The sequence below is a fragment of the Cryobacterium sp. M23 genome (assembly GCF_002929655.1).
GTDB lineage: Bacteria > Actinomycetota > Actinomycetes > Actinomycetales > Microbacteriaceae > Cryobacterium > Cryobacterium sandaracinum.
The window spans coordinates 25,491-38,795 of sequence record NZ_PJJV01000048.1; the positions used below are offsets into that span (position 1 = coordinate 25,491).

At 70.2% G+C, this 13,305-nt stretch carries 12 protein-coding genes; 6 read left to right on the plus strand and 6 right to left on the minus strand.

Annotated elements, in window-relative coordinates:
* Position 1: 1 nt before the first annotated feature.
* From CXY82_RS02495 to CXY82_RS02515, 5 genes are all read right to left on the minus strand, one after another.
* Positions 2-952 carry a respiratory chain complex I subunit 1 family protein gene (locus CXY82_RS02495; RefSeq protein ID WP_104169537.1) on the minus strand — a complete coding sequence of 317 codons (951 nt, stop codon included), beginning with the start codon at positions 950-952 and terminating at the stop codon, positions 2-4.
* Positions 949-2,967, minus strand: a complete 2,019-nt coding sequence (locus CXY82_RS02500) for a proton-conducting transporter membrane subunit (protein ID WP_104169538.1) — start codon at positions 2,965-2,967, stop codon at positions 949-951. The genes CXY82_RS02495 and CXY82_RS02500 overlap by 4 nt, the downstream gene beginning before the upstream one ends.
* A complete protein-coding gene (locus tag CXY82_RS02505) occupies positions 2,964-3,449 on the minus strand; it encodes an NADH-quinone oxidoreductase subunit B family protein (RefSeq protein ID WP_104169539.1) in 486 nt (161 codons plus the stop codon). Before CXY82_RS02505 ends, CXY82_RS02500 begins: the two co-directional genes overlap by 4 nt.
* 75 nt (positions 3,450-3,524) lie before the next feature.
* On the minus strand, positions 3,525-4,157 hold the full coding sequence (locus CXY82_RS02510) for an LON peptidase substrate-binding domain-containing protein (protein ID WP_233191416.1): 633 nt from the start codon (positions 4,155-4,157) through the stop codon (positions 3,525-3,527).
* Entirely contained in the window at positions 4,154-4,621 is a 468-nt protein-coding gene (locus tag CXY82_RS02515) for an Lrp/AsnC family transcriptional regulator (RefSeq protein WP_104169540.1), read from the minus strand. Before CXY82_RS02515 ends, CXY82_RS02510 begins: the two co-directional genes overlap by 4 nt.
* Before the next feature lie 133 nt (positions 4,622-4,754).
* Between CXY82_RS02515 and pdhA the strand changes: the two genes are divergently transcribed.
* The 4 genes from pdhA to CXY82_RS02535 all read left to right on the plus strand — a co-directional run bounded on the left by pdhA (position 4,755) and on the right by CXY82_RS02535 (position 9,209).
* Entirely contained in the window at positions 4,755-5,864 is a 1,110-nt protein-coding gene (gene pdhA, locus CXY82_RS02520) for a pyruvate dehydrogenase (acetyl-transferring) E1 component subunit alpha (protein WP_104169541.1), read from the plus strand.
* The gene (locus CXY82_RS02525) at positions 5,864-6,955 is read left to right on the plus strand and encodes an alpha-ketoacid dehydrogenase subunit beta (protein ID WP_104169542.1); all 1,092 of its coding nucleotides are present in this window, start codon (positions 5,864-5,866) and stop codon (positions 6,953-6,955) included. Before pdhA ends, CXY82_RS02525 begins: the two co-directional genes overlap by 1 nt.
* On the plus strand, positions 6,952-8,361 hold the full coding sequence (locus CXY82_RS02530) for a dihydrolipoamide acetyltransferase family protein (RefSeq protein ID WP_104169543.1): 1,410 nt from the start codon (positions 6,952-6,954) through the stop codon (positions 8,359-8,361). The genes CXY82_RS02525 and CXY82_RS02530 overlap by 4 nt, the downstream gene beginning before the upstream one ends.
* 185 nt (positions 8,362-8,546) lie before the next feature.
* Positions 8,547-9,209, plus strand: a complete 663-nt coding sequence (locus tag CXY82_RS02535; RefSeq protein WP_158252114.1) for a VOC family protein — start codon at positions 8,547-8,549, stop codon at positions 9,207-9,209.
* A 176-nt stretch (positions 9,210-9,385) separates the two neighbouring features.
* Here the strand turns inward: CXY82_RS02535 and CXY82_RS02540 are convergent, their stop codons facing one another.
* Positions 9,386-10,027, minus strand: a complete 642-nt coding sequence (locus CXY82_RS02540) for a TetR/AcrR family transcriptional regulator (protein WP_104169545.1) — start codon at positions 10,025-10,027, stop codon at positions 9,386-9,388.
* Positions 10,028-10,148: 121 nt separating this feature from the next.
* Between CXY82_RS02540 and CXY82_RS02545 the strand changes: the two genes are divergently transcribed.
* Both CXY82_RS02545 and CXY82_RS02550 read left to right on the plus strand, forming a co-directional pair.
* The gene (locus CXY82_RS02545; protein WP_104169546.1) at positions 10,149-11,756 is read left to right on the plus strand and encodes a carboxyl transferase domain-containing protein; all 1,608 of its coding nucleotides are present in this window, start codon (positions 10,149-10,151) and stop codon (positions 11,754-11,756) included.
* 8 nt (positions 11,757-11,764) lie between these two features.
* Positions 11,765-13,305 (plus strand): biotin carboxylase N-terminal domain-containing protein (locus CXY82_RS02550; RefSeq protein WP_104169549.1); only part of this gene is annotated, 1,541 nt, incomplete at its 3' end.

A 13,305-nucleotide genomic window follows, 5' to 3' on the forward strand; every position in this document is an offset into this window, starting at 1 on the left:
CCTAAGCGACCAGGTAGGAAGCGGTGACAGCCAGCAGGCCGAGGGCGAACGACCCCGCCAGCAGCTCGGGCACGCGGAACAGCCGCGCCTTGGCCAGGAAGACCTCACCCACGCTGAGCACAACGCCCAGCAGCAGGATTTTCACGGTGACGGTGCCCACGCCGACTATCACGCCGAGCACCGAGAAGTCGGTCATGATTCCCCATGGCACGATCAGGTTGCTGAGCAGGCCGAGCAGGGCGGCCAGCTTGAGCCAGGAGCCGAGTTCGAGCCAGACCAGGTCGCGGCCGGAGGCCTCGAGCACCATGGCCTCGTGCAGCATGGTCACTTCGAGGTGGGTCGACGGGTTGTCGACCGGCAGACGGCTGGTCTCGGCCATGATGGCGATGGCCAGGGCGACCATGGCCAGCAGGCTGACCGGGGAGATGATCACGGCCGGATTCAGGAGCCGGGTCTCCACGATCAGCGAGAGGGTGGAGGTGCCGGCCGGGATGGAGAGCGCGTAGACCGCGAGCAGCAGGGTCGGCTCGACCAGAGCGGCGACGGTCATGTGACGGCTGGAACCCATTCCGCCGAACGCGGTGCCGGCGTCGAGGCCGACCAGGGCCAGGGCCACCACGCCGACCAGCATGATGGAGACGATCACGAACAGGTCGCTGGGGATGAGCGGCAGCGGCAGGGTGCCGACCAGCGGCAGCAGTGCGCAGAGCAGCAGGCTGGAGACCAGGAGGGTGACCGGACCGGCCGCGAGCATCCAGCTGCTGTCGGCGGCGCGCACCGGGTTCTTCGCCAGGAGCTTGCGCACATCGCGCCACGGCTGCCAGATGCCGGAACCGGCCCGGCCTTCGAGGAGGGCCCGCACCTGGCGGATCACGCCGATCAGGAGGGGGGCGAGGAACACGAACAGCACCAGCTGAACCAGGGCGATGATGATCGCCGCGGAGCCGGTCACAGGGACACCACGATCAGAACGGAAAGCAGGGCGACGAAGGAATAGGACAGGTAGCGATGGATACTGCCGTTCTGCGCGCGCCGGGCCAGAATGCCGAACCGTTGCATGAGGTTCAGCACCGGGCGGTAGAGCCGGGTCTCGACCACGTCGGACACGGTCTGTTCCACGTGGACGCGTTCCACCAGGTAGCGGGATTCACCCACGTGGGTGACCTCCACGTCGCGGGTGGGCCGGAGCACGTCGTCGAAGACGCGCACCAGCGGCTCGGCATACGAGGTGGCCGTGTACTGCATCCGCGGCCGCAGCCGTGACCCGCCGCCGGCCCAGGGGAGCGGCGAGGTACGGGTGGGGTGGCGCCGGGCGGAAATGAACAGCGTGATCAGCACGGGCGCGAGCAGCAGGCCGGCCAGCACGATGAAGGTGGTGGGGTCGAGTACGGCGTCGATGCCGCGGGCGTCCAGGCCGGCGAGGCCGATGGTGCGCACGTCGGGGGTGAACGCCGGGCCCACGGCCGAGCCGATGGCCACGGCGAGCGGGCCCGGTAGCAGGCCGAGCCCGACCACGAGGAGGGCGCCGAGCACGAGCGGGATGCGCATGATGACGGGCACCTCGTCGGCCAGTGCGGCCTTCCGGGAGCGCGGGCGGGCCAGGAAGGCGATCCCGTAGGCCTTGACGAAGGTGAGCAGGGCCAGCCCGGCGGTCAGGGCGATCACGGCGACCGCGAGTGGCATGGCCACGGATGCCGCGACGGAGACGACCTCCCCGTCGACCCGTGAACCGTGGATCAGAGCCTGCAGCAGCATCCACTCGGCGACGAACCCGCTCGTGACGGGCAGGGCCGCGGCGCCCATGGCGGCCCCGCCGAACGCGGCGGCGGTCCAGGGCATCCGGCTGCCGAGGCCGCCGAGCCGGTCGAGATTCATCTCGCCGGCCGCGCGGGCCACGGCGCCGGCCCCGAGGAACAGGGTGGACTTGAACGCGGCGTGGCTGAGCATCAGCAGCAGGGCGGCGACAAGGGCCGCGTCGGCCGCGGCAGCTGCGTTGTCGGCGCGCAGCAAAACGGATGCCCCGAGCCCCAGGAACACCAGCCCCATGTTCTCGGTCGTGGAGTAGGCCAGCAGCACCTTGAGGTTGCTCGCCACGGAGGCTTGCAGAATCCCGTAGAGCGCGGACACCCCGCCGAGCACCATGATCAGCACTCCCCACCAGGCCGGGCCGTTCGGCAGCAGCCGTACGACGACGAGGAGTGCGCCGTAGACGCCGATGTTGACCATCGCGCCGCTCATCGCTGCGGCGACGTGGCCGGGGGCCTCGGGCAGCACCCGCGGAACCCAGACGTGCAGGGGCACGAGCTCAGCCTTGCCGCCGAAGCCGAGCAGCAGCAGCAGGAAGCCCACGCTCGCCTGCCAGGTGAAGGGATCGATGGTGGCGAGGTCGGCGAACCCGGTGCCGCCGGCCAGGCCGGCGAGCATGGCGAAGCCGGCCAGCACGAAGAAGAAGCTCAGCTGCGACATCGCCGAGTACCAGACCAGGGCGGAGGCGACCGTGCCGCGGGTGGCGTGGTGGGCCAGCAGTAGCGCCGTGGAGCCGAGCGTCATGATCTCTAAGAACAGCAGGAACGACACCACGTCGGTTGCGGCCGGCACCAGCTGCATGCCGGAGAGGAACACGGCCATCGACAGCCACGAGGTGCGCGAGGCCGAGGCCACGCGGGCCGAGCCGATCCCGAACAGGGAGGCGAGCACGCCGACGACGGAGACGACCACCATGACCAGTCCGCCGAGGCGGTCGGGGGAGAGCACGAGCGGGTCCATCGGCAGGGCGGTGGGGATGCTCAGCGACCCGGTGCCGCCGGAGAGCGCGATCGCACCGGTGACGACGCCGGCCACGGCGAGCAGGGTGCAGAAAAATCCGCTGACCCGCGAGCGCCATGAAGTGGGTGTGAGCAGGGCCGCGGCGACGGCGACCACGAGCAGCAGGGTCTGGCCGAGCATGCCGGCTTCGAGGGCGGTCATCGACCGGTCATCCGGCGCAGTGCTTCGACGATGACGGCCGGCTCGGGCGGGTTGCCCGGCACGGACAGGTCGACGTGCACGAAGTCCGACACCGGCCCGGCCACGCCGTAACCCTCGGCGAAGACGCCGCCGGTGATGGCGCAGTCGCCGACCGCGATCACGAAGCGGGGGGTCGGCGTGGCGTCAATGGTGCGGCGCATCGGCTCGATCAGGTTGCGGGTCACGGCACCCGTGATCACGAGCACGTCGGCGTGACGCGGCGACGCGACCAGACGGATGCCGTAGCGTTCGACGTCGTAGACCGGGCCGAACGCGCTCTGCACCTCCATCGCGCAGTCGTTGCAGCTGCCGGCGTTGATGAAGCGCACCTGCACGCTGCCGCCGAAGACCTCGGCGCCGGGGAACAGGGCCGGGGCCGGTGGGGCCGATTCGGCGATGCGGCCACTGGTTCGGATGAGGTTCAGGAGTCGTTTGACGCTCAACTCAGGCTCCGTGTGGCACGATACATCATTACTTCTTTATATACCTATATGATGAATTTATCAAATAGATTGGGGTTATTCTTCGGGCCAGGGCGCGCTGAGGGAGTCCACGGCTTCCTGGGTGTACTCGATCACCGCCGTGAGGAGCTGCTCCATCGAGGTGGACCGCAGCAGTTCGATCTGGTCCAGCGGGCCCAGCGGGGCGATGCCGGCGATCTGCCAGGCGGCCGCCGTCGGATCCCGGGACAGCTCCACCGTCGAGGGCCAGAGCTGGTCGGCGAATTCGCTTGCGAGGGCCAGGGCGCGTCGCACGGCCTGCTCGGCCCGGTCCCGCAGTGGCAGCAGGTCGTCGTCCCAGTCCAGCTCGGCAAGGTCGCGCACCGTGGCCTGGGGGTGCGGGTCTTCGGTCAGCCAGTCGATGACCTCGACCCGGCGTTCGCCCTGGGCGGTCACCCCGACGAATCCCTCGGAGGCCTCGAGTTCGGTGATCTGGGCCACGGTCCCGTAGTGGAACCGCCGCTCGCCGCCGCCGACCTCCTGGCCGCGTTCGATCAGCACCACGCCGAACTCGGCCGGCTCCTCCTTGAGGATGCGCGACAGCATGACCAGGTAGCGGTCCTCGAACACCCGCAGCTGCAGCGGCATATAGGGGAACAGCACCGACCCGAGCGGGAACATCGGCAGGGACGTCACCGGCAGCGCGGTCATGGGCGGGTGCGCTCCAGCAGTGGGGTGATCCGGTAGGGGATCAGCTCGCCCATGGCCAGGGACGTCTCGGTGCGATCGACACCCTCGCAGGCGAGGATGGTGCCGTCGATGCGGAACAGGTCGTCGGCATCCGCACACACCACGCGCACCAGGATGTCGGTCGCCCCGCTCATGCCGTGCGCCTGCACGATTTCCGGAATGCGGGCGAGCTCGGCCACGATCTGGGCGAGGCGTTTCTGCTGCACGTGCACCTCGATGAAGGCCGTCAGCGGATAGCCCAGCGCGACCGGGTTGATGCGGCGGTCGAAGGAGAGGAACGCGTTCGACTCCTCAAGCCTGGCCATGCGCGCCTGCACCGTGTTGCGGGAGAGGCGCAGCTGCTGGGCGAGCGCCACGAACGTGCTGCGCGGTTCGGCGCACAGAGCGCGGAGCAACTGTAAGTCGACTTTGTCCAGACTGTGCATACTGCTCGACGGTAGCAGGCAGGGTGCCCCATGAATAGGGCAAATTGCTCAAAATTCATTGTCATGGTTGTGCTCCGTGTCGCGGAATCGTACGCTCTCAACAACTTCGGCAACGACGCTGGGAGCGCATCTGATGCACACTGTCCACACTGGGGAGACCCCCGACATTCTTCTGCAGCTGCTGAGCCCCGAGGGGAAGCGGCTGGCCGACGCCGATCTGGATCCCTGGGTCGCGGAGGTGACCGGGGCCGACCTCGCGGCGCTTTACCAGGACATGGTGGTGGTGCGCCGCATCGACGCCGAGGCCACGGCGCTGCAGCGTCAGGGAGAGCTGGGGCTCTGGCCGCCGTTGCTCGGCCAGGAGGCCGCGCAGATCGGCTCGGGCCGCGCGCTCCGCGCCGACGACTTCGTCTTCTCCAGCTACCGTGAGAACGCCGTCGCCTGGTGCCGGGGCGTAGCGCCCACCGACATCCTCCGGGTGTGGCGCGGCACCGCGCAATCCGGCTGGGACCCGCTGGTGTACCGAATGGCGACGCCCAGCATCATCATCGGGGCGCAGACCCTGCACGCCACGGGCTGGGCGATGGGAGCCGTGTTCGACGGCGCGGACTCGGTGGCCGTGGCCTACTTCGGCGACGGCGCGACCAGCGAGGGCGACGTCAGCGAGGCGCTCGTGTTCGCGGCGAGCTTTCAGGCGCCGGTGGTCTTCTTCTGCCAGAACAACCACTGGGCCATCTCCGAGCCGGTCGGACTGCAGACCCGCTTCGGCATCGCCGGCCGGGCCCCCGGGTTCGGCATTCCCAGCCTCCGAATCGACGGCAACGACATCCTGGCCGTGATGGCCGCGACCCGGCTGGCCCTGAACCGGGCCCGCACCGGGGGAGGCCCCACCTTCATCGAAGCCGTCACCTACCGGATGGGCCCGCACACGACCGCGGATGACCCCACTCGCTACCGGCCGGCAGCCGAACTCGAGGAGTGGGCGAAGAAAGACCCGATCCTGCGACTGCGACGGCTGCTCGACTCTCTCGGCCTGTTCACCCCCGAGCTGGAGTCCGAGACCCAGGCACTGGCCGACGCCACGGCCGCCGAGCTGCGCGCCGGCTGCATCGGCCTGCCTGACCCGGAGCCGTTGACCGTGCTCGCCAACGTCTACGCCACCCCGCACGCCGGGGTCGACCGCCAGCGTGCGGAGTACGCGGCCTACCTGGCGAGCTTCGAGCCGACCGGAGGGAAGGTCTGATGTCAATCGAAACCATCCGGAGTGCTCCGGCTACACGCGCGAACGGCTCGACGCCGGTGCCTGCGCCGGTGCCTGTGACGCCGGTGTCGCCGATCGAGGCGGCGCTGACGGACACGAAGACCCTGACCCTGGCCAAGGCGATCAACGCCGGGCTGCGCCAGTCCATGCTCGACGACCCGAAGGTGGTGCTCCTCGGCGAGGATATCGGCGCCCTCGGCGGCGTGTTCCGGGTGACCAGCGACCTGCTCGCCGAGTTCGGGCCGAACCGGGTCGTCGACACCCCACTGGCCGAGTCCGCCATCATCGGCACCGCGGTGGGGCTGGCGTACCGCGGCTACCGCCCGGTCTGCGAGATCCAGTTCGACGGCTTCATCTTCCCCGGATTCGACCAGATCGTCAGCCAGGTGGCCCGGTTCCACTACCGCACCCAGGGGGCCCTGCGCATGCCCATCACCATCCGGGTGCCGTTCGGCGGCGGCATCGGCGCCGCCGAGCACCACTCCGAATCGCCCGAGGCCTACTTCACGCACACCTCGGGCCTTCGCGTGATCGCGGTCTCGAACCCGCAGGACGCCTACAGCCTGATCCGCCAGGCGATCGCCTCCGACGACCCGGTCCTCTTCTTCGAGCCCAAACGCCGCTACCACGTTGCCGGCCCGGTGACCCCGCAACTCGGCGAGCCCTTCGAGAGTGCCCGGGTCGTGGCCGCCGGCACCGACGTCACGCTGATTGCCTACGGAGCGCTGGTGACCACGGCGACGGATGCCGCGCTCGCCGCCGCCGACGAGGGCATCTCGGTCGAGGTCATCGACCTGCGCTCGCTCTCGCCCATCGACTACGCCGCCGTCGAGGCATCCGTTCGCAAAACCGGCCGGCTCGTCGTCACTCACGAGGCCGCCCGCTCGGGCGGGCTGGGTGGCGAGATCATCGCCGAGGTCACCGAGCGCTGCTTCGACTACCTCGAGGCCGCACCGGTGCGGGTCACCGGCTTCGACATCCCGTACCCGGCGGCGAAGTTGGAGAGCCACCACCTGCCCGACCTCGACCGCATGCTCGATGGCGTCGACCGAGTGCTGGGACGACGACGATGATCAAGGTTTTCAGGTTGCCCGACCTCGGCGAGGGGTTGACCGAATCGGAGATCGTTGCCTGGCGGGTCGCGCCCGGCGACACGGTGACGCTCAACCAGCTCATCGCCGAGGTCGAGACGGCCAAGGCCGTCGTCGAGTTGCCGTCGCCCTTCGCGGGCGTGGTCGCCGAACTCCACCAGCAGCCCGGCACCACCGTGCACGTGGGTGACCCGATCGTCTCCTTCGAGGTCGCCGGCGCCGAGCCTCCCTCAGTTCCTTCAACCGCTTCTCCCGCCGATGCGGCTCCTGCGGCTCCTGCGGCTCCTGCGGCTCCTGCTGGCGAGCCCGAACGGCTGGCCGTGCTCGTGGGGTACGGCGCAGCGGTCGAGCGTGGCGGGCGGCCGCAACGACGGGCCCGCGCGGGGGTCTCTACTCCGGCGCCGGCCTCAACGTCGGCCGCGTCACCCGCGTCACCCGCGGCTCGGGAGGTGCCGGCTACCGGGGAGCGCCCGCGGTCCACGCCGCCGGTGCGCGCGCTGGCTCGCACACTGGGCGTCGACCTGACCCAGGTGACCGGGACCGGTCCGACGGGCTTCATCATCCGGGAGGACGTGGCGGCGTACGCCTCCCCCGCAGCCCTCGGCGTCTGCCACACACCGAACGAACCGGGACTCGAGCTCGGGCGCGCCGAACCGGATGACCGGCCCCCGGCATCCGTGCCCCGTGCCCGGGAAACCCGCAGCCCGATCCGGAGTGTGCGCAAGCAGACCGCCGCCGCCATGGTGCAGAGCGCCTTCACCGCGCCGCACGCCACGGAGTTCCTGACCGTGGATGTGACGCCGACGATCGAGCTGATCGACGCGCTGAAACGCGACCGGGGGTTCGCCGACGCGCGCATCGGCGTCCTTGCCGTGGTCGCGAAGGCGCTCTGCCTCGCCGTCGCCCGCACGCCCGAGGTCAACACCCGCTGGGACGAGGCGGCCGGCGAGATCGTGCAGTTCCACTACGTGAACCTCGGCATCGCCGCCGCCACGCCGCGCGGGCTGATCGTGCCCAACATCCCGGATGCCGACCGGCTGGCTCTCGCCGACCTCGCCGCCGCGCTCGCCGCGCTGACCAGCGCCGCCCGGGCGGGAGCGACCAGACCGGCCGCCCTGCACGGCGGCACGATCTCGATCACCAACATTGGCTCGTTCGGCATCGATGCGGGCACGCCGATCCTGCCTCCGGGGGAGGCCGTGATCCTCGCGCTGGGAGCGATTGCGCCGCGGCCGTGGGAGTATCGCGGCGAGGTCGCGCTGCGGCAGGTGGTCACTCTCAGCGTCGCCTTCGACCACCGTCTCGTCGACGGAGAGCAGGCGGCCCGGTTCCTGACCGATGTCGCCGGCATCCTCGCCAACCCCGCGCGCGCCCTCGCCCTCCTCTAGGAGTCAGTGGTCAGCCCCTAACGAATTCGACGGAGATTTTGCTCCCACAGCCCGAAATGCGGGTAAAGACGGGCATTTTTCCAAAAATCTCCGTCGAATTGGTTCGCAGCCTGCGGGAGCCGGCCGGCAACGGATGCCCCCGAGCGCGCCTTGACGGGGCTCGGACCGCGCAGCAGAGTGGGGGGATGAAATCACCGGGCACCCTCCTCACCCCTCTCGACACCGAGTCCGTGCTCGCCGGCGGAGCCTTCGTCCACCTCGACGGCGCCCTGCACGGCTCGTTCACGACCCGGGACTTCGCCTCGGCTGTGCGCCTGGTCGACCAGGTTGCCGAGGCGGCGGATGCGATGAATCACCACCCCGACGTGCGGCTCGGCTACGGCCGCGTCGGCTTCCGCCTTTCGTCCCACGACGCCGGCGGCGTGACCGACCGCGACCTGCGGCTTGCGCTGCGCATCCAGGAACTCGCGGATGCGCAGGGCGCCGACCGTGCGCCGGTGCGGCCGGCCCGCTACGACGTGGCGATCGACTGCACCGACGCCGAAGCGATCCGGCCGTTCTGGCGGGTGGGTCTCGGCTACGTGGAGGTCGACAGCGAGGGCGAGATCGAACTCGTCGATCCACACGGCCAGGGCCCGCGGGTCTGGTTCCAGACGATGGATATCGCGCGCACCGAGCGCAACCGCATCCACCTCGACGTGTATCTGCCCACGATCGACGCCGAGTCCCGGGTGCAGGACGTCATCGCCGCCGGCGGCGATCTCCTCACCGACGAGCACGCCCCCGACTGGTGGGTCCTGGCCGACCCTGAGGGCAACGAGCTCTGCGTCTGCACCACCGTCTCCTGAGCCGTCTCCTGAGCCGGCGACTGAGCCCGCGACTAATTCGTCTGATGGCTCGTCGACGGGTCGTGGACTGAGCCGCTGAAGCCCCGGCTACCCGCCGAGATCGACACTTCCGGTCGAGGTCGACAGACACACCGGTCGACCTTGACCGCAACGGTCGACGTCGACGGATGCCCGGCTCACGCGGGCGCGAGCCCCTCGCCTGCGAGCCCCACGCCCGCGAGCCCCCCGGCCCCGAGCGCCGCGAGCGCCATCTCCTCGAGCAGCGGCCGCACCTTGCCGCTCGGCGACGCCGGCAGCGTGTGCGGGGTCGAGTTCAGTAGTCCGAACGTCGCCTGGGCACGGATGCGCAGCAGCTGCGCATCAACCTCGGGGTGCACTTGCCCGAGCACGCGCACCCACAGCTCCACGTAGGTGCGCTGCAGGGCGCGCACCTGGTGCCGGTCCGGGGCGGCGAGGCTGTCCAGGTCCCGGTCCTGCACGCGGATGACGTTCGGATGCGAGAGGGCGAAGTCCGTGTGGAAGCGCACCAGTGCGTGGAGTGCGCCCGCGGCATCCGGAGCGCCCGCGACCACGGCCTGCCCGCCCGCCACCAGCGTCTCGCTGACCTCCACCAGCAGCGCGGCCAGCACGGCCGGCTTTCCGCTGAAGTGCCGGTAAACGGCCGGTCCGCTCACGCCGACGGCCGCGCCGAGGTCCTCGATCGAGACCCCGTTGTAGCCCGACCGGGCGAACAGCGTGGCGGCGGCCCCGAGCAGTGCCTGCCGCCGGTCGGCCTTGGCCTGGCTCCGAGCCGTCGGCGAGGACGGGAGGACTCCCATTCGGTGCTCCGTTCACGCGGAAACTCTGGACAACTCAGTTATGAACCGCTAACCTGACTTTCGGTTAGTGCACGCTAACTGTACCGGCTGAACACTCAAGCGGGAAAGCGGGAAGTCGTCGATGGAGACACTCGCGAGTCTGATCGACTCGACCAGTCCGGCCTTCGACGCGAACGCCACCGCCCACCGCGAGCTCGTCGCCGACCTGCGCCGCCGCCTCGCCGTCGTCGCCCTCGGCGGTCCCGAGGCCTCCCGCCAGCGCCACCTCGCCCGTGGCAAACTGCTGCCGCGCGAACGCATCGACCGGCTGCTGGATGCCGGCAGCCCCTTCCTCGAGATCGCGCCCCTGGCCGCCACCGGACTCTACGGCGACGACAGCCCCGGTGCCGGCCTGATCGCCGGGATCGGGCTGATCCACGGCCGCCACGTGCTCGTCATCTCCAACGACGCCACCGTCAAGGGCGGAACCTACTACCCGATGACGGTCAAGAAGCACCTCCGGGCGCAGGAGATCGCATTCGAGAACCGGCTCCCGTGCGTCTACCTGGTCGATTCGGGCGGGGCCTTTCTGCCGCTGCAGGACGAGGTCTTCCCCGACCGTGACCACTTCGGCCGCATCTTCTACAACCAGGCCCGGATGTCGGCGGCCAAGATCCCGCAGATCGCCGCCGTGCTGGGATCCTGCACCGCGGGCGGCGCCTACGTGCCGGCGATGAGCGACGAAACCGTGATCGTGCGGAACCAGGGAACCATCTTCCTCGGCGGCCCGCCGCTGGTGAAGGCCGCGATCGGCGAAATCGTCACGGCCGAGGAGCTCGGCGGCGGTGACCTGCATGCCCGCACCTCCGGGGTGACCGACCACCTCGCCGAGGACGACGAGCACGCACTCCAGATCGTGCGCGACATCGTTCGTTACCTGCCCGCGCCTCCGCCGCCGGCCTGGCCGCGGCTGCCGGCCGTCGACCCCGTTGCCGACCCGGCCGAGCTCTACGGCGCGGTGCCGACCGACCCGCAGGGCCGCTACGACGTGCACGAGGTGATCATGCGTCTGGTTGACGGCAGCGAGTTCCATGAGTTCAAAAAGGAGTACGGTACGACCCTGGTCACCGGCTTCGCGCATCTGCATGGCCATCCGGTCGGCATCATCGCCAACAACGGTGTGCTGTTCTCCGAATCCGCCCTCAAAGGGGCACACTTCATCGAGCTGTGCGACCAGCGCGGCATCCCGCTGCTGTTCCTGCAGAACATCTCCGGTTTCATGGTCGGCCGCGACTATGAGGCCGGCGGCATCGCCAAGAACGGCGCGAAAATGGTCACCGCCGTCGCCACCGCGCGCGTGCCCAAGCTCACGGTCGTGATCGGCGGGTCGTTCGGCGCCGGCAACTATTCCATGTGCGGCCGCGCCTACTCGCCCCGCTTCCTCTGGATGTGGCCGAACAGCCGCATCTCCGTGATGGGCGGCCCGCAGGCCGCATCCGTTCTCGTCACCGTCAAACGTGAGCAGCGGGAGAAGGCCGGCCAGCCCTGGTCGACGGATGCCGCGGAGGAGGTCACCGCGGCCGTCACCGCCCAATACGAGCGGCAGGGCAGCCCCTACTATTCGACCGCCCGGCTCTGGGACGACGGGGTGATCGACCCGGCCGACACCCGCACCGTGCTGGGCCTGGCCCTCGACGTTGTTTCCGGGCCACCCCTGCCCGAGACCGCTTTCGGCCTCTTCCGGATGTGAGGCGCACCATGACACCGAACGCACCGACACCGAACGCACCGACACCGAACGCACCGACACCGAACGCACCGACACCGCGCTTGACACCCTTCGAGACCGTGCTGGTCGCCAACCGCGGCGAGATCGCCTGCCGCATCATCCGCACCCTGCGCACGATGGGCATCCGTTCGGTGGCCGTCTACAGCGACGCCGACCGTGATGCGCTGCACGTGAGCCTCGCGGATGCCGCGGTGCGCCTCGGCCCGGCCGCGCCCCAGGCGAGCTACCTGAACATCGACGCGATCCTGGCGGCCGCGGCGGCCACCGGCGCCGACGCCGTGCATCCCGGCTACGGATTCCTCAGTGAGAACGAGGCCTTCGCCCGCGCCTGCGCCTCCGCCGGCCTCGTCTTCGTCGGACCGGGTCTGAACGCCCTTGTCGTGATGGGCGACAAGATCCGCGGCAAGAACCATGTCGCCGACAGCGGTGTGCCCGTCATTCCCGGGTTCTCCCGGCCCGGCCAGACCGACGACCAGCTCATCGCCGCCGCGGAGCAGGTGGGCTACCCGCTCCTGATCAAACCGTCCGCGGGCGGCGGCGGCAAGGGGATGCTGCGGGTCGACGCCGCGGGCGAGCTCGCCGCGGCGCTCGTCACGGCCCGGCGCGTGGCGCAGGGCGCGTTCGGCGACGACACGCTGCTGCTCGAGCGCTTCATCGACAGTCCCCGCCACATCGAGGTGCAGGTGCTCGCCGACGCTTCGGGCGCCGTGATCCATCTCGGTGAGCGCGAGTGCTCCCTGCAGCGCCGCCACCAGAAGGTGATTGAGGAGGCTCCGTCGCCGCTGCTCGACCCGGCCACGCGGGCACGCATCGGAGAGGCAGCCTGCCAGGCCGCCCGGAGCGTCGGCTACACCGGCGCCGGCACGGTGGAGTTCCTGGTCTCCGATGCGGCCCCGGACCAGTTCTTCTTCATGGAGATGAACACCCGGCTGCAGGTGGAGCACCCGGTGACCGAGCTGGTCACCGGCCTCGATCTGGTCGAGTGGCAGCTGCGCATCGCCGCGGGGGAACCGCTGCCGCTCACCCAGGCGGAGGTGGTGCTCACCGGGCACGCGATCGAGGCGCGCCTCTACGCCGAGAACCCGGCGCGCGGTTTTCTCCCCAGCCAGGGCACCGTGCGCAGCCTGTCCGAACCGGTCGGCGAGGGCATCCGGGTCGACAGCTCGCTGCGTCCGGGCCTGCCGATCTCGGGGGTCTACGACCCGATGCTCGCCAAGGTGATCGCGTGGGGTGCTGACCGCGCCGAGGCCCTCGCCCGCCTCGACCGGGCGCTCGCCGACACCGTGGTGCTCGGGGTGCACACCAACGTGGAGTTCCTCCGGTTGCTGCTGCACGACCCCGACGTGTGCGCCGGCCGCCTCGACACCGGCCTGATCGAGCGCAGCCTGCCCGGTCTCGGACTCCGGGGGATGCCCGGGCAACCGCTGCCCGACCACCTGCCGGCCGCCGCGGCCCTGTTCCTGCACGCGCGCGCCACCGCCACCGCCCGCACTGCCGCCGCGGGCGCCGA

Coding starts and splice junctions, on each gene's coding strand:
- CXY82_RS02500 (WP_104169538.1), bottom strand. CDS start 2,967: ATGACCGCCCTCGAAGCCGGCATGCTCGGCCAGACCCTGCTGCTCGTG.
- CXY82_RS02510 (WP_233191416.1), bottom strand. CDS start 4,157: ATGACCGCGCTGCCGGTGACGTCCCTGCCGATGTTCCCGCTCGGGTCG.
- CXY82_RS02515 (WP_104169540.1), bottom strand. CDS start 4,621: ATGCACAGTCTGGACAAAGTCGACTTACAGTTGCTCCGCGCTCTGTGC.
- pdhA (WP_104169541.1), top strand. CDS start 4,755: ATGCACACTGTCCACACTGGGGAGACCCCCGACATTCTTCTGCAGCTG.
- CXY82_RS02525 (WP_104169542.1), top strand. CDS start 5,864: ATGTCAATCGAAACCATCCGGAGTGCTCCGGCTACACGCGCGAACGGC.
- CXY82_RS02530 (WP_104169543.1), top strand. CDS start 6,952: ATGATCAAGGTTTTCAGGTTGCCCGACCTCGGCGAGGGGTTGACCGAA.
- CXY82_RS02535 (WP_158252114.1), top strand. CDS start 8,547: ATGAAATCACCGGGCACCCTCCTCACCCCTCTCGACACCGAGTCCGTG.
- CXY82_RS02540 (WP_104169545.1), bottom strand. CDS start 10,027: ATGGGAGTCCTCCCGTCCTCGCCGACGGCTCGGAGCCAGGCCAAGGCC.
- CXY82_RS02545 (WP_104169546.1), top strand. CDS start 10,149: ATGGAGACACTCGCGAGTCTGATCGACTCGACCAGTCCGGCCTTCGAC.